Origin of the sequence: Sphingopyxis sp. MWB1, from assembly GCF_000763945.1 — a bacterium.
Lineage (GTDB): Bacteria > Pseudomonadota > Alphaproteobacteria > Sphingomonadales > Sphingomonadaceae > Sphingopyxis.
The window spans coordinates 2246717-2262998 of sequence record NZ_JQFJ01000002.1 but is presented as its reverse complement, the minus strand read 5'-3'; the positions used below and the strand labels follow the sequence as shown (position 1 = coordinate 2262998).

The 16282-nt window shown below is 62.8% G+C and carries 12 protein-coding genes; 6 read left to right on the top strand and 6 right to left on the bottom strand.

Annotated features, from left to right (window positions below):
• Positions 1 to 49: 49 nt before the first annotated feature.
• Positions 50 to 1012, top strand: coding sequence for an MBL fold metallo-hydrolase (locus tag JV18_RS0111285; RefSeq protein ID WP_052071926.1), 963 nt, complete (start codon positions 50 to 52; stop codon positions 1010 to 1012).
• 2 nt (positions 1013 to 1014) lie between these two features.
• On the opposite strand, the gene JV18_RS0111280 is transcribed toward JV18_RS0111285, so the two are convergent.
• The 3 genes from JV18_RS0111280 to JV18_RS0111270 all read right to left on the bottom strand — a co-directional run bounded on the left by JV18_RS0111280 (position 1015) and on the right by JV18_RS0111270 (position 5833).
• Positions 1015 to 3357, bottom strand: coding sequence for a patatin-like protein (locus JV18_RS0111280; protein ID WP_033075282.1), 2343 nt, complete (start codon positions 3355 to 3357; stop codon positions 1015 to 1017).
• Between the two features lie 86 nt (positions 3358 to 3443).
• On the bottom strand, positions 3444 to 4451 hold the full coding sequence (locus JV18_RS0111275; protein ID WP_033074566.1) for a cytochrome d ubiquinol oxidase subunit II: 1008 nt from the start codon (positions 4449 to 4451) through the stop codon (positions 3444 to 3446).
• Positions 4448 to 5833 (bottom strand): cytochrome ubiquinol oxidase subunit I, encoded by a 1386-nt coding sequence (locus JV18_RS0111270; protein ID WP_033074565.1) that lies wholly within the window; start codon positions 5831 to 5833, stop codon positions 4448 to 4450. Before JV18_RS0111270 ends, JV18_RS0111275 begins: the two co-directional genes overlap by 4 nt.
• A gap of 242 nt (positions 5834 to 6075) precedes the next feature.
• Here JV18_RS0111270 and typA point away from each other — a divergent pair, with 242 nt between their 5' ends.
• The 5 genes from typA to JV18_RS0111245 all read left to right on the top strand — a co-directional run bounded on the left by typA (position 6076) and on the right by JV18_RS0111245 (position 11011).
• Complete coding sequence (typA, locus tag JV18_RS0111265) at positions 6076 to 7908, top strand: translational GTPase TypA (RefSeq protein ID WP_033074564.1); 1833 nt, start codon at positions 6076 to 6078, stop codon at positions 7906 to 7908.
• Positions 7909 to 8598: 690 nt separating this feature from the next.
• The gene (locus JV18_RS0111260) at positions 8599 to 9144 is read left to right on the top strand and encodes a pseudouridine synthase (RefSeq protein ID WP_033074563.1); all 546 of its coding nucleotides are present in this window, start codon (positions 8599 to 8601) and stop codon (positions 9142 to 9144) included.
• A gap of 43 nt (positions 9145 to 9187) precedes the next feature.
• Positions 9188 to 10030 carry a DUF3883 domain-containing protein gene (locus tag JV18_RS0111255; RefSeq protein WP_033074562.1) on the top strand — a complete coding sequence of 281 codons (843 nt, stop codon included), beginning with the start codon at positions 9188 to 9190 and terminating at the stop codon, positions 10028 to 10030.
• 115 nt (positions 10031 to 10145) lie between these two features.
• Positions 10146 to 10526: a hypothetical protein gene (locus JV18_RS0111250; protein WP_033074561.1), complete on the top strand. Its 381-nt coding sequence runs from the start codon at positions 10146 to 10148 to the stop codon at positions 10524 to 10526.
• Between the two features lie 182 nt (positions 10527 to 10708).
• Positions 10709 to 11011, top strand: coding sequence for a DUF3297 family protein (locus tag JV18_RS0111245; protein WP_033074560.1), 303 nt, complete (start codon positions 10709 to 10711; stop codon positions 11009 to 11011).
• Positions 11012 to 11072: 61 nt separating this feature from the next.
• On the opposite strand, the gene JV18_RS0111240 is transcribed toward JV18_RS0111245, so the two are convergent.
• The 3 genes from JV18_RS0111240 to JV18_RS0111230 all read right to left on the bottom strand — a co-directional run bounded on the left by JV18_RS0111240 (position 11073) and on the right by JV18_RS0111230 (position 16117).
• Positions 11073 to 11792 (bottom strand): CHAP domain-containing protein, encoded by a 720-nt coding sequence (locus JV18_RS0111240; RefSeq protein WP_443027781.1) that lies wholly within the window; start codon positions 11790 to 11792, stop codon positions 11073 to 11075.
• 66 nt (positions 11793 to 11858) lie between these two features.
• Positions 11859 to 14162 carry a putative bifunctional diguanylate cyclase/phosphodiesterase gene (locus tag JV18_RS0111235; RefSeq protein WP_443027794.1) on the bottom strand — a complete coding sequence of 768 codons (2304 nt, stop codon included), beginning with the start codon at positions 14160 to 14162 and terminating at the stop codon, positions 11859 to 11861.
• Between the two features lie 203 nt (positions 14163 to 14365).
• On the bottom strand, positions 14366 to 16117 hold the full coding sequence (locus JV18_RS0111230) for a fatty acyl-AMP ligase (RefSeq protein ID WP_033075280.1): 1752 nt from the start codon (positions 16115 to 16117) through the stop codon (positions 14366 to 14368).
• Positions 16118 to 16282 lie beyond the last annotated feature (165 nt).

Sequence of the window (16282 nt, the reverse complement as noted above, 5' to 3'; positions counted from 1 at the left end):
CGGCATCCGCTTCGCTAGCCTCGCTCCATCTGTTGTTGTGAAAGGCGAAATGATGCTCCGTAGCCTGTTTCTCGCCGTCACCCTTTGCAGCGCGGCGCCCGCTATCGCCCAGAATAATTGGAAAGAGGTCGCGATCGAAAGCGAGATCCTCGCCCCCGGCATCGCGATGATCAGCGGCGCGGGCGGCAATGTTGCCGTCCATTATGGAACCGACGGGACGCTGATGGTCGACAGCCAGTTCGCGCCGCTCGCCGCGCGGCTGATGGCGGCGACCGAAAGACTGGGCGCCGACCCCGCCAAATGGCTGGTCAACACCCATTGGCACGCCGACCATACAGGCGGAAACGAAAGTTTTGCGATGAACGGTGCGGTGATCATCGCCCAGGAAAAGGTGCGCCAGCGGCTTGGCGCCGGGCAGATGCACCGCGGAAAGCAGGTGCTGCCCCGGCCCGACGAAGCGCTGCCCCGCATCACCTATTCGGATGCGATGACGCTGCGCTTCAACGATGATGATCTCCACATCATCCACGCGCCGAACGCGCACACCGACGGCGATTCCATTCTCCATTGGGAAAGGGCGAATGTCCTGCACATGGGGGACATTTTCTTCCACAAAACCACCCTCCCCTTTATCGACCTGGAAAGCGGCGGATCGGCGCGCGGCCTGCTCGCGGCGGTCGAAAAGGCGCTGGAACGCGCCGATGAAGGCAGCCGCATCATCCCCGGCCATGGCCCCCTCGCAACGCGCGCCGACCTCACCGCCTATCGCGACATGCTCGCCAAGGTGATCGGCGCGGTGGAAGAGGCGAAGGCGGCAGGCCGCAGCCTTGCCGAGATTCAGGCGGACAACCCCGCTGCGCCCTATGAGGTGGCGGACGGCTTTATCTCCGCCGATGCTTTTGTGGCCGCCATCTACAACAGCAGCGCCGATGAGAGAGCGCCCGCCGACGCCGCAGAAGAAGCGGAACAAGTGGAAGAGGAAGCGGCGGAGAACGGCGCTTCTGCCGCCTGATCTCAAGCTCCCCTTTCGTCCGCCGGATCAATTTCGCCGCGCAATTCGTCGATCAACGCTGCAATGCGCGGCAGGCGGCCTGCTTCCTCGTCCAATATGGCATGAAAGGCGCGGCGTTTGAGCGCGGCGCGTTCCTGGCTATCCAGCGCGCCTTCGCCCGTCACACTCGATGCGACAATATCGATCAGCCGGTCGGCGCCGTGCAGCCGTCCCCACAGATAATCATTCTCGCGGTAAGCGCGGCTGAAAAAGGCGCCAAAGCTGTTGAACTCAATCCCTTTCAGCATCGCCGCCGCACCACCGGTGCAGATCGCCGTCGCATCCGAAGGCGAGATGCGGTCGATCTTGATCGGGTCAAACTCGTCATATCCCTCGCCCTGAAGCAGGGGCAAAGTCGCTATGTCGTAAAAGGGATAGCCGAGATAGGCGAGCAGCAGCGCGCGCCGATCTTCCTTGGGAAGCGCCGCCAGCGCGTCGGCAAGCAATTGATCAGCGGCGCGGTCGGCCTGGGACAGGTCGCGCCGCTCTGCGATGGCATCGAGCCATTCGCCGGGCGATGCCTGGTCCGGATCGGACAGCGGCAGATCAGCAAACCATTTATCGCCCTCGCGTTCGGCATAAAGGCCCAGTGCGGTAAAGACGGCGGTGCGCATCCGCTCACACGCGGGGTCCTGCCCTTCGCGCCGCGCTTCCACGGCATCGAGTTCGCGCGCCAGAAAGCGCAGGCGGCGAATACGGAAACTGAGGTCATGCTGCTGGAAAAAACCGATGGCTTCTTCGTTGGCGCCCAGGCCGCGCTTGCCCGATATCCGGTCGAGGCCGCGCGCGCGCACCTCTTCCCACAGGCGAAGGCGCCGGATGGCGCGCTCCCCCTCCTCGTCCGAGGGGGACAGGCGTTCGATCAGCGCGAACAGCGTCTCGACCGTCGCCGACAATTTGAGGTGACCATAGGGCGCATAGGCAAAGCCCGCGCGCACCGCCGCCTGCTCCTGCGCCTTGCCCCGCCATTTGGCGAGGCGCGCGGCGGTCGGCGAATCGAGGAAGAAGGTGGTGCCGAACAGCGCGGCGACCTGTTCCTCCACCTCGACCTTCATCGCATCGACGATATGCTGCATCCGCCGGATGCGGCGCGACATATCTTCGATCGCCTCGACATTCTCGCGAATCGGCTGTTCGCGCGGAATCTCGGACAGGGCGCCCAAAATAGTGGGCAGAAAGCCGGGGAGCGCGCGTCCCTCCCCGCTCGTTTCCACGGCTTCCCCCGGGCGGCCAAAGCTGATCGAGCGATAATCGGGCTTGGGGTCGATATAAACGAACCGCCTGTCGATCTCGCGCCGCGCGGGGCGCTGTTTGAGCGCGGCGATGGCGGGGCGAAAGGGCGCATTGGCGAGCACCGACCCGTCGATCAGAACCCGGTCAGCGCGCTCGCCATCGGGGACAGCCGGGATTTGGGCGCGCAAGAAAGCATCGCGCTCCGCCCAGTTGATCTTGCGCCGCGCCAGCACCCGGTCGATTTCGCGCAGGGTGAAAGGGGGGAAGGCACCGGGAAAACTCGCCGTCGCCCGCGCGGCCGTCGCCAGCCCCGGCACATCGTCGATCCGCGTGCCGGCGCGGCCGTCCTGCTGGAAATGGAGGATCAGCCGATGTTCCTGCTCGGTAACAATCGGCGGGCTGTTGAGCCGCAGCGTCGTGCTGTGCCCCGCAAAATCGGTGACCGAAACGAACAGATCAACCGGCTGTCCTGCCGGGACGAGCGCCGGTCCGCGCGGCCCTGCATCCATTGCGTCGAACGCATCCAGAAGCAGGTTTGAAAAGGTCGCACCGCCAAAGGGCGGTTCGAACCAGCGCGCGCGCACAAAGCGCGACAATTTGGCGCGCACCTCATCCTGCGCGGCGACGCCCACGGTGCGGTCGATATTGTTGCCGCGCTTTTTCATCATCCATCCGGCGAGGGGCACCGCCCAGAATTTAGTGAAGCGCGACAAGGGGCGCGCATCGGGGTCGAGCAGATTGTCGACATCGGCATTGCGCAGCCATAAATCGGTGAGGGGGTCGAGCGACTGGCCGGTGGCGATAGCCCGCGCGAGAAAAATGCCGTTGATCCCGCCCGCGCTCGCACCGGCGATAATATCGGCCAGGACGCGCAGCCTTACTCCGCTTTTCGCCAGCATCGCCGCCATCAGGTCGCGGTAAACGGCACCGACCCCATCGACCGCTTCGCCATCATGAAAGGCGCGCGAAGCAGTGGCCAGCCGCCACACCTCTTTGGTGACGCCATGCATATAAACCGCCAGGCTGATCCCTCCGTAACAGACGAGGGCGAACCGCAATTCCTTTTCGCGCATGGCGGGGTGATAGCGCGCTTTGACCCGCCTGTCCTCCCCTTGGTGCGGCGGCTCAATCCTTGCCGCGGGATCCCCGGCGGCGCCTTTCATTCATAGCTGAGGTGCGTTGCCTTGCCGCGAAATATCCAGTGGGCGAGGATCGAATAGCCGAGGATCACCGGCAATACGAACAGCGCACCGATCAGGATGATCGTCAGCGATTCCGCGCTCGCCGCGGCCTGCCAGATATCGAGCCGGTCGGCGATCAGATAGGGATAGAAGCTGTAGGCGATGCCGACAAAGCCCAGCGCGAAGAGGATGCCCGCCGCCGCCAGCGGCACCCAGGCGAGGGCATCATCCTTGCGCGGGGGACGGCGCAGGAAAATTGCAAGGCCGATGAACAGGGTCGCGGCGCTGATCGGGATCGGCAAGAGCGCGATGATTTCAGGCAGGCGGAACCAGCGGTCGAAGATGCGCTCTGACAGGAGCGGGGTGGCAATGGAGATGATCGCCATCGACAGCGCGGTGAGCCATAGCGTCACCTCCGCCCAGCGCGCCGCGCGGCGCTGCAGATCGCCCTCGGCCTTGTAGATCAGCCAGCAGGCGCCGACGAAAATATAGCCCGCGGCAAGGCCGAGCGCCGAGAGCAGGCAGAAGCCGACCGCCGCAAGGCTCTGGTCAAAACCCAGCACATAGGCGCCGAGCATATAGCCCTGCGTCAGCGCGGTGAGCAGCGAACCGGCGAAAAAGGCGCGGTCCCAATGCGGCTTGTGCCCGGGCGGCGCCTTGGCGCGAAATTCAAAGGCGACCCCGCGCAGGATCAGCGCGATCAGCATCAGCACCACGGGCAGGTAGAGCTGGGTGAGGATCAGCCCGTGCGCCACGGGAAAGGCAACGAGCAGCAGCCCGATGCCCAGCACCAGCCAGGTTTCATTCGCGTCCCAAAAGGGGCCGATGGAGGCGACCATCAGGTCGCGATCCTCCCCCTCTGCCAGTGGGGACAACATGCCCACCCCCAGATCATAGCCATCGAGGATGACATAGAGGAGGATCGACAGGCCCATCAGCCCGGCGAAAATGACCGGCAGCCACCAGGGGTCGATAAAGGGCGTCATGCGCTTTTCTCCTGCCGCCGCGCGCTGCCATGCAATGCACGCGGAAGGGGGAACATCGGCTTTATGTCCGGCCCCGCCTTCCCCAGCTGGGCGAGGCGGTAGAGCACCGCGACATAGGCGATCAGCAATATCGCATAGACGGCAAGATAGGCGATAAGCGAGCTTGCCACCATGCCCGCGCCGATCGGCCCCACGGCATCGGCGGTGCGCAGCACGCCCGAGACCAGCCAGGGCTGGCGGCCGATTTCGGTGACATACCAGCCCGCGAGCGTCGCGACCCAACCCGAAAAGGTCATGGCGACGAGCAGCCGCGCGATCCAGCGCGGCAGCGCATCGACGCCGCGCCGCCGGATCGTCCACGCCGCGATCCAGGCGGTCGCCAGCATCAGCACCCCGATGCCGACCATGATACGAAAGCCCCAGAAGAGCGGCGCGACCGGCGGGTGATCGCCCCGATAATCATTGAGGCCGGGAACGACGCCCGCCGGGTCATGGCGCAGGATCAGGCTGGCGCCCGACGGAATGGCGATTTCCAGATGATTGGTGCGCGCTTCTTCATCGGGAAGCGCAAAAAGCACCAGCGGCACATGCGCGCCCGTTTCCCAATTGGCCTCCATCGCCGCGACCTTTTGCGGCTGATGCTCCAGCGTGTTGAGCCCGTGCAGGTCGCCGACGAAAATCTGCACCGGGATCAGCAGCGCGGCGGCATAGACGGCGGCCTTCATCGAGCGCCTGACCCCTTCGCCGCCGCCATCCTTCAGCCAGCGCCACGCGCTCATTCCCGCAATCAGAAAGGCGACGGTCAGCGCCGAGGCGAGCAGCATATGCGCGAGGCGATAGGGGAAGGACGGGGTGAAGATGATCGCCCACCAGTCGGTCGCATGGACCACGCCATCGCGTAATTCATAGCCCGCCGGGGTCTGCATCCAGCTGTTGAGCGCCAATATCCAGAAGGCCGACAGGGTGGTGCCCGCCGCCACGAGGAAGGTCGCCAGCGTATGCACCCAGCCGGGAACGCGGCGAAAGCCAAAGAGCATGATGCCGAGGAACACCGCCTCAAGGAAAAAGGCGGTCAGCACTTCATAAGCGAGCAGCGGCCCGGCGACATTGCCGACCTTTTCCATATAGCCCGGCCAGTTGGTGCCGAACTGAAAGCTCATCGTTACGCCCGAGACGACCCCCATCGCAAAGCTGAGCGCGAACACCTTCACCCACAGGCGATAGGCGTCCATCCACGCCTCCTTGCCCGTGCGATTATAGGCGATCTTGAAGCCCAGCAGCGCCCAGCCGAGCGCAATGGTGATGGCCGGGAAAAGAATGTGAAAGCTGATATTCGCGGCAAATTGAATGCGCGCGAGCATCAGGGGGTCGAGGCTGTCCATATAAGTCCCCCGTCGATTGCGGGCGCCAGGGCGTCCCGGTGATGCAGGGGTTCATATCATAGCTTTGCCAGCCCGCGAACTTGGGCAAAATGTCCGGCGGTTGCGGCCCCATCGCCCCCCCTTTATCCCCCGCCCTTATCCCCCGTCCGGCTTTTTGTTGCGCTGCACCAGTCTGTCTGATAGGGGCGCGGCGTTCCGCGGCGCGCATCGCTCCGCACTCCAAACATCAAGGCTTATCCCGCATGTCTTTGCGCAATATCGCCATCATCGCGCACGTCGATCATGGCAAAACCACTCTTGTCGACCAGCTTTTCCGCCAGTCCGGCACCTTCCGCGACAACCAGCGTGTCGACGAACGCGCAATGGATTCCAACGATCTGGAAAAGGAACGCGGGATCACCATTCTCGCGAAATGCACCAGCGTCGAATGGGGCGAAGGCGCCGATACGACGCGCATCAACATCGTCGACACGCCGGGCCACGCCGATTTCGGCGCCGAGGTGGAGCGCATCCTGTCGATGGTCGACGGCGTCATCCTGCTCGTCGATTCGGCCGAAGGCCCGATGCCGCAGACCAAGTTCGTGACCGGCAAGGCGCTGGCGCTCGGCCTCAAGCCCATTGTCGTCGTCAACAAGATCGACCGCAGCGATGCGCGCCCCGCCGAAGTGCTCGACGAAGTGTTCGAACTCTTCCTCGCGCTCGAAGCCAGCGACGAGCAGCTTGATTTCCCCATTCTTTACGCCTCGGGCCGCGGCGGTTTCGCTGGCGACAATCCCGATGTGCGCGAAGGCACGCTGGAGCCCTTGTTCAAGACGATCGTCAGCCATGTTCCCTCCCCCGGCCTCGACGAGAACGGCCCTTTCAGCTTCCTTGCCACCCTGCTCGACCGCGACAATTTCATCGGCCGCGTGCTGACCGGGCGCGTCCAGTCGGGGACGATCAAGGTCAACCAGCCGATCCACGCGCTCGACCGCGACGGCAAGGTGATCGAAAGCGGCCGCGCGTCAAAGCTGCTCGCCTTTCGCGGGCTGGACCGCGTGCCGGTCGAGGAAGCCCGCGCGGGCGACATCGTCGCCATCGCCGGGCTGACCCAGGCCACCGTCGCCAACACCATCGCCGACCCCAGCGTCAGCGAACCCATTGCCGCCCAGCCCATCGACCCGCCGACGCTGTCGATGCGCTTTGCCGTCAATGATTCGCCGATGGCGGGCCGCGAGGGCAGCAAGGTGACGAGCCGCATGATCCGCGACCGCCTGCTGCGCGAAGCCGAAACCAATGTCGCGATCCGCATCACCGAAAGCGCCGACAAGGACAGTTTCGAAGTCGCCGGCCGCGGCGAGCTTCAGCTGGGCGTGCTCATCGAAACGATGCGCCGCGAAGGCTTTGAACTCGGGATCAGCCGCCCGCGCGTCCTGTTCCAGACCGACAAAAATGGCGAGCGCACCGAACCTTATGAAACCGTCGTCATCGACGTTGATGACGAACATTCGGGCACGGTCGTTGAAAAGATGCAGATCCGCAAGGCCGAGCTCACCGACATGCGCCCCTCGGGCGGCGGCAAGACGCGCATCACCTTCAGCGGCCCGTCGCGCGGCCTGATCGGCTATCATGGCGAATTTCTGTCCGACACGCGCGGCACCGGCATGATGAACCGGTTGTTCGAAAAATATGGCCCGTACAAGGGCGTGATCGAAGGCCGCAAAAATGGCGTCCTCATCTCCAACGGCAATGGCGAGGCGGTCGCCTATGCGCTTGGCCCGCTCGAAGATCGCGGCATCCTGTTCGTATCGCCGGGCGAGGCGCTGTATGAAGGGATGATCATCGGGGAAAATGCCAAGCCCGAGGATCTGGAAGTCAACCCGATGAAGTCGAAGCAGCTCACCAACTTCCGCTCGACCGGCAAGGATGACGCCATCCGCCTGACCCCGCCCCGGCGCATGACGCTGGAACAGGCCATCGCCTATATCGACGATGATGAAATGGTCGAAGTGACCCCGGCGAACATCCGCCTCCGCAAGGCGATCCTCGACCCGCATGAGCGCAAAAAAGCCAGCCGCAAGAAGGAAGCGGCCTAAGATCAATGGGGCGGCCAGCGATGGTCGCCCCTTTCTTTTTGACGCCTTGTTCCAGTCGTTTCCCCGCCTTCGTCATCCCGGGCTTGACCCGGGATCCATCACAGCGCTGAAGTCATCGACCCCGGATCAAGTCCGGGGTGACGAAGGAAGAGGGAGGCGACAGGCCATGCAAGGAACGACCCGTTGACCCGCCTGATCCTGTCCCACCCCGGAACGGCGCAAAATTGTTTCGCACAAAGCCACAAAGCCACAAAGATCGCTGACAGGCCGCGAAGCGGCTTTTCCTTTAGAGCTAAGCCGCCCGCCGCCCCGTTGAAAGGGAAAAGGGGCCTTTCGGCACGAGCCTTCTTCTTCGTGGCTTCGTGTCTTTGTGCGAAACAAAAAACACGCCAGCGAAAGACAAGGCAGACGGTGATTGCCAAAAGAGCCACACCAATTGCCCCCACCGTCCCCCCACCTTCACCTCGCTTCCCACGCCTGATTTGCTCGCCCCAGCCCTAAGATGCGCCTCCCCAGCCCCGACACCCTCCCCATTCCCGATGTGCGAGCCCCCTTCCCGTTCGTGTCGAGCGAAGTCGAGACACGCATGGCCCCCACGCCCTCCTATGGCGCCCCCATGCGTCCACCCATCTCGACTCCCCGCGCCCCCAACAGCTACAGCCAGCTTTCCGCCAACCAAGGACGCCCCCGTTGACCCGCCTGCTCCTGTTCAACAAACCCTATGGCGTATTGTCGCAATTCACCGATCGCGGCAGCGAGACGGCGCGCGCGACCCTGTCCGACTATATCGACGTCCCCGGCGTCTATCCCGCCGGGCGGCTGGACCGCGACAGCGAAGGCCTGCTGATCCTGACCGACGATGGCGCGCTGCAGGCGCGGATCGCATCGCCCCGGCACAAGCTGCCCAAAACCTATCTGGTGCAGGTCGAGGGCGAGCCGGACGAGGCCGCCCTTGAAGCGCTGCGCCGCGGCGTCACGCTGAAAGACGGCCCAACCCGCCCCGCCACCGCCCGCCGCATCGCCCCGCCCCCGCTATGGGACCGCGTGCCCCCGGTGCGATACCGCAAAAGCGTGCCCGACGCTTGGATCAAACTCACCATCACCGAAGGCCGCAACCGCCAGGTTCGGCGCATGACGGCGGCAGTCGACTTTCCCACGCTGCGACTAGTGCGCTGGCGGATAGGGGAATGGGAGATAGGGGATTTGGGGTTGGGGGAATGGCGGGAGATTGGGTGAGCATATCGCTTTGCCGTTGATTTAATTTCAGTATGATAGAGGGATGAGCAAGGGGCAGGAAGGCACAGCGTGGTCGGACGCTGAGAACGATATGGTCGTTGCCGATTACTTTGCCATGCTGACGAAGGAGTTGACTGGCCAACCGTTCGTTAAGTCGCATCATAATCAAACTTTAGCCGAGCTGATCGGGCGCTCGAAAAAATCAATCGAGTATAAGCATATGAACATTAGCGCGGTTCTTGAGCGCCTCGGCCTCCCGCGCATCAAAGGATATGCACCTCTTGCCAATTTTCAGGGCAGCTTGATCGCCGCTATCGAGCGCCACATTGCAAACGATGCGAAAACGCAATCATTGTCGTCCGACGCCTCAGCCAATGAAGCCGTCCGCTCACGTCCAGCTTTGTGGATTGGCCCAGCGCCAACAATTTCGCCAGAAGATAGGAAGACGACAGACGCGCTTGAGCGTCTCGTCCGGAAATTCGACCCGGCCGCGCGGGATGAACGAAACCGTCGCTTGGGTCGCAGCGGCGAGGAGATGGTCTTTCATCATGAACGCGAAGCGCTAATTGCGGCGGGTCGCGACGATTTGGCGCGAAAGGTCGAATGGACCTCGCAAGAACGCGGCGACGGGGCTGGATACGACATTGCGTCCTTTGCCGCCAATGGGTCGCCTCGCTTAATCGAGGTAAAAACCACCAATGGACCTGCCAAAACGCCGTTTTACGTAAGCGAGAATGAGCGTTTGTTTAGCGAGGAACGCCCGGACGCCTTCCGGCTGATGCGGTTGCATGACTTCTCGACGAAGCCGAGCGGCTTTGAGTTGCGACCGCCGCTGGAAGAATTTCTTGCGCTCCAGCCCACAAGCTATCGCGCATCGCTGCGCTAAGGCGTGGTGAGCAATTTCTTCCAGATCGGACCGATCCTTGGAAGGCGTTCCAGATTTGGAATTATACTGGAACACTCTTTTTTAAGGTGTTGGATTCCCGAAATGTGGGGCGTCGATGGTTTGGACCCTATTCGAATATCTGTATCGCGATGCAGATAATCACAAGGCATTCGGCCAAGTGGCTTTAGCTGGCCGCGCCTCACCCGAGACGTGGCATAGAGCATTTCAAAAGCTGGATGACGGCAGATACTTTATCGCTGAACAGCTTGGTCTGCCCTCTCTTTGTGGCCGATTATATCGCTGGGACCAAGCTAGCCCTACCGACGCCGATCATTGCTGGCACGAATATGTTTCGGTTTCCATTCTGGAAGACCATGACTTGCCCGCGGCCATTTTGCAGTTCGGCGAGATAAAGGCATTTATCGAGCTTCTTTCGGGAATCGAGACATGGAATATTTTCTTGTCCCCGAACGTCAGAAAGCCATCACGCACTTAGGTTGAATCAAGGAGGAAACTCGATCTTAACCGTCCTCACCGCTCATCGCCGGTGATCGCGCGCTGAAGGCTGAAGCGGCCTTGAGCCTTTATTATATGGGGGCTGCGCCCACCCCACTAAATATTGACGGCGGCCATGGGGCGCCGCTAGGGCCGCGGCATCATTTTGTTGAAAGCTGATTTATGACCGATACGCCCCCCGATCGCCTGTCGACCAACCCGCGTTCGCCCCATTTCAACATGGAGGTGCTGCAGCGCGGTATCGGCATCCGCTTCAAGGGCAAGGAGCGCACCGATGTCGAGGAATATTCGATTTCGGAAGGCTGGATTCGCGTGGCGGCGGGCAAGTCGAAGGATCGTTTCGGCCAGCCGATGACGATCAAGCTGTCGGGCGAGGTCGAGGCCTGGTTCGAAGATAGCGCGGCCGACGCCGACGATGCCGACGACAAGGCAGCGGCGGCGACAGGCGACGGCGACGAAGGCTGAGCCTTACCCTTCCCCCCTCCCCCCTTGGCGCGGGAGGGGCGGAAGCGAATAATTTTCCGGATCAGTTGCCGAGCGAGGCGACGACGCGTTCGAGGCCGTTGCCGGGGCTCCAGTCATTCTTGGTCCAGATCGGCCGCTCAAGCGCGGGGCGCTGCGGCGCGGCGTTTTCGGGGGCGGCATCGCCTTCGCCATAGATAAAGCCCTGCACCGGATTGACCCGGCGGCCCAGCGCGCCAATCGGGGCATACCAGACGCGCACCGCGCTCCAGTCCCCGGCATCGCTGACATCGACGACGCGCACATTGCGCTCGATCTGGCCGCGGCGCCCGTTGATCGGCGACCAATTGGCATGGTCGATCAGGATTTCGCGGTCGTTCACTATCTTCTTGACCACGGCGACATGGCCATGGGGCATGGACCGCGTGCCGGAAAAGGCCATCACCGCGCCTTCGCGCGGGGCCGATCCGCGCCCATAATCGGACGCCGCCTGCGCCCACCAGGTGCGGGCATTGCCGTAAATTTCGATACCCGATTCGGCGCGGGCAAAGGGGACGCACTGCAGATAGCCACGCGCCGCCGCCGGATCGCTGATCAGCACGGTGGACAGAAGCAAAGCCGACGCCGCAAGGACGCTGCGGATAATATTGGCGAACATGGTGGCGACCCCCAACCTGTCTTTCAGATCAGTTTCCTGTTTGCCACCGACGGTAGCAATCGCCACCGCCACGCGGCGAATCGACGGACGGGCGCGGTGAACGGCGGAACTTTTGTGCAGCGCCAACCATTTGCCGCCTGCAGCCTTCGCTTCATCGCGCGGAAGAAAGCGCGGCCTGAGCGCCCACGCGAATCAGGCGGCGGCGATAATCTGTTCGGGCGGCGCGCGGAACAGGCCCAGCACATCGGCGGCGGGCATCGGGCGGCCATAATAATAGCCCTGAATATTGCTGCACCCAAGGTCACGGAGCGTTTGGACCTCTGCCTCATTCTCGGCCCCTTCGGCCGTGGTCGACATGCCCAGGCTGTCGGCGAGCGCAACGACCGCGCGGATGATCGCGATGGATTCGGTGCTGCCCTGCGCCGCCGCGACGACGAAGCTGCGGTCGACCTTGATCGTCGAAAATTGCGTCTTGCGAAGATAGCCCAGCGCCGAATAGCCGGTGCCGAAATCATCGAGGCTGAGGCGGATGCCCAGGCCGATCAGCTGGTTCAGAAGCTGCGCCGCACCGCCGCCATCGCGCAGGAAAACGCTTTCGGTCACCTCAATCTCCAGCCGCTGCGGGGGCAGGCCGCTCTGTCCCAAAGCGGAGACGACGACCGCGGCGAAATTGGGGTCGGTCAATTGTTCGGCGGACACGTTGATCGCCACCTTCAGATTGGACGGCCAGCGCATCGCTTCGCGGCAGGCAGTTCGCAGCACCCATTCGCCGATGGGACCGATCAGCCGCGCATCCTCAGCCAGCGGGATGAAACGGCCGGGCGAAACCTTGCCCAGATTTTTGTTGTTCCAGCGCAGCAAGGCCTCGAACCCGTTGAGCACCCCGGCATCGGCGGTGACGACGGGCTGGTAATGCAGTTCGAACTCATTGCGCTCAAGCGCGCCGCGCAATTCCTGTTCCATCACCCGCCGTTCCTCGGCCTGGGCGTGGAGCGATGCGACATAGGCGGCGACGCGGTTGCCGCCCTTGTCCTTGGATTTATAGAGCGCAAGGTCGGCGTTGCGCGTCAGCGTTTCGACGGTCGCCCCGTCCTGCGGGCCGATGGCAAAGCCGATGCTGGCACCGACGAAAAGCTGGTGATTGTCGACAACATAGGGGCGGCTGATCGCCTCGATAATCTGTTCGCCCAGCGCTTCGGCCTCCTGCGGCGAGGCGATATTGTGCAGCACCACGGCAAATTCGTCGCCGCCCAGCCGGCCGCAGGTCATGCCGCGCCCCATCAGCGCCTTCAGCCGCGCCGCCACCTGCGCCAGCAATTTATCGCCCATCGGATGGCCCAGCGTGTCATTGACCGCCTTGAACCGGTCGAGATCGATCATCAGCATCGCGCAGCGCGACTTGGCGGCAATCGCCTGTTTCAGCGCCTTGGCCAGATCCTCATTCAGGCTAAGCCGGTTAGGCAGACCGGTAAGATTATCAAACCGAGCCATCCGCGCAATTTGTTCAGCCGTGGCATGTTGTTCGGTGACATCAGAGCCGACACCGCGAAATCCCAGAAACTTCCCGCGCTCGTCGAGCCGGGGCGAAGCCGATAATTCCCACCAGCGCGGTTTGCCGTCGATGGAAACAGGAACGATCAGGTTGGAGAAGCTTTCGCGCCGCTTCATCTTTTCGGCGATATCGTGCAGCGCCTTGGGGAACTGTCCGCTTTCCCAGGCATCGCCCGATAAGGCCTGCATCAGCGGCACCCCCTCCAGCGCTTCTGCCGAGGCGCCCAAGGCATGGGCGAGGCGCGGGGAAACATGAACCAGCCGCCGGGCATTATCGGTTTCCCACAACCAGTCCGCCGACGTTTCTTCAAATTCGCGCAGCAGCAGACTGACGGTCTCGCTCTTTTCGCGCAAAGTCTCTTCGGCGCGGCGAATGCGGATATGCGTTTGCGCAAAGCGAATGCAAAAGGCGCAGAGCAAAAAACCCGCCACCAAGGCCACAGCGGCCAGCTGCGGCGCGTCGGCGCGCACCAGAGCCAAAGAGGCGGTCAGGCTGACGGGCAGAATAAAAGCCGCGCAAGCCAAGGGCAGGCTGTGCGCGACCATGGCCAAAACCAACATCATCAACAAAGCGATGGTCCACATCGACAGCACATGATCAACAGGCGGCGTCCAGCCGTGGAGCCAGAAGGGCGTCGACCAAAGTGCAGCGCTGTAAAGGGCATGGCGATTGCACAGCCGGGCCTGATTCAGACCCGAAAATTTGGGATCCCCCAGCGGCAAGGCGCGGATCGCCCCATAAGACCAGAGGCTGAAAGCGAGCGCGAGGGCGAGCCAGCCGCCGAGAATCACTGGTGACAGTCGTCCGACCATGGTCAGCGCAGCGACCAGCGCCATGCCGACGCCCATCCACAGGCGCAGCCGCCCGCGCCCGCGCAAGGGGGCGAGTTGAAGCTGGAGCAAATTGCCGAGATTTTCGCGGTGCTTGTGCAATCCCAACAGCATCGGCACGCTTATGTCATCGGCAGCCAGAGAATCGGTCAACAGGCTCTTCACCCTGTCCCTCTAGCGCGCGCGGGTTACCCGAATGTAACCGCGCATTACTTTTTGGTTGCCGAAAACTAACGCCCTTTACCTCCCCCAATGCCGCCAACCCCCGGCGGCGGTGGGGTGAGGATGGGTCGCCAATGTGAAGATGGCGACCTGTTCTAGGCCGCGATGGGCAGCGGCCTGATTTCCCCGGCAAGATATTGCGCGCGCGCCTTTGACCGGCTGAGTTTACCCGAACTGGTGCGCGGCAAGGTGCGCGGCGGGATCAGTTCGATCAGGCAGTTCATGCCGGTGATCGCGCGCACCCGTTCGCGAATCGCTTCGCGCAGCACGGCGCGTTCAGCCTCGTCGCTGGTGCGGCATTGGACGAGCACCGCGGGGGTTTCCTCGCCGCCGGGCGCGGTGATGGCAAAGGCGGCAATATCGCCCGACTTGAACCCCGGAAGCTGTTCGACCGCCCATTCAATATCCTGCGGCCAGTGATTCTTGCCGTTGATGATGATCATGTCTTTCGCCCGGCCGACGATATAGACATAGCCATCGGACAAATAACCCATGTCGCCCGTGTCGAGCCAGCCATCCTTCATGCACGCCTCGGTCGCTTCGGGATCGCGATAATAGCCGGTCATCAGCGAAGGGCCGGTGCACCAGATCTTGCCGACCGTCTGATCGGGCAGCACATTGCCGCTTTCGTCGCGCACCTCGATCGTCATGTCTTTCACGGCCTTGCCGCAATTGACGATCGCGCGGTAACGTGTCGGCCGATCGGCATCGCCATCGCCGCCCGACAATTCGGTTTCCTCGACCAGTTCGACGACAATGCCTTCGCCCGGCGGCATGATGCTGACCGCCAGCGTCGCTTCGGCCAAGCCATAGCTGGGCAGAAAGGCGCTTGCCTGAAAGCCCGCATCGGCAAAGGCATCGACAAAGCTTTGCATGACATCGGGGCGGATCATGTCGGCGCCATTGCCCGCGACGCGCCAGCGCGACAGGTCAAAGCGTTCAGCGACATTGGTCTGACTGGAAATGCGGCGCGCGCAAATATCATAGCCGAAGGTCGGCGAATAGCTGAGCGTCGTACCCTGATTACGGCTGATGAGGTCGAGCCAGGCGAGCGGACGCCGCGCGAAATCCTCGGTCTTCAGATAATCGACCGATACCTGGTTGGCTACGGGCGAGAGGAGGCAGCCGACGAGGCCCATGTCATGATACCAAGGAAGCCAGGAAATGCAGCGGTCGCTGTCCTGCAGCTTCATGCCGTGCGAATGCGCCGACAAATTGTTGAGCAAGGCGGCGTGGGTGACCGCAACGCCGTGCGGGAAGCGGGTCGAGCCGCTGCTATATTGCAGATAGCAGGTTTCGTCGCTTTTCTGTTCGGGAAGCGCCGTGGGGACGGCGGCATTTTCGGCAAAGACGCTCCAGTCCATCGGGGCGACCCCGCGCGCTTCGGCCGCCTCGCTCGCCATGGCGGCGATTTCGGGCGGGAAGAAGAGCATGGTGGGATCAGAGCTTTCCAGCTGGACCATCAGCTGCCCGACATAGCTGTCACGCCCGCCGAAGCTGGTCGGCAGCGGCAGCGGCACCGGCCAGGCACCGGCATAGATGGCGCCAAAGAAAAGCGCGGCAAATTCAGGGCCGGTTTCGGCGATCAGCGCGATGCGGTCGCTGGGCTTCACGCCGGCGGCGACCAGGCGATAGGCGGCGTCGAGCGCATCGGTCTTCAGCTCGCTATAGGGATAGGCGCGCACAAGGCGCCCACGCGGATCATGAAAATTCAGCCCGCGCGTTCCGCTGGCCGCATAATCGAGCGCTTCGCCCACGGTGGCGAAGTCCGAAAAACGGCGCGGCTGGGGACATTGGGTCGGCGTCGACGCCAGAGCATCGGCGGCGGGTGCGATTTTATCGGTCATAAGCGGTGCTTGATCCCGGGAAATGGGCCGCGCGGCAACAATCATGTCATCTTTCGGAGTCATGGATACCGTCTGCGATCCCTATGTTATTTGAAACGAACAGGCCATTTTGCGGGCTTTGCGACCCATATGGCGGTTCTGGTCGTTCTCAATCGGGCCCGACTG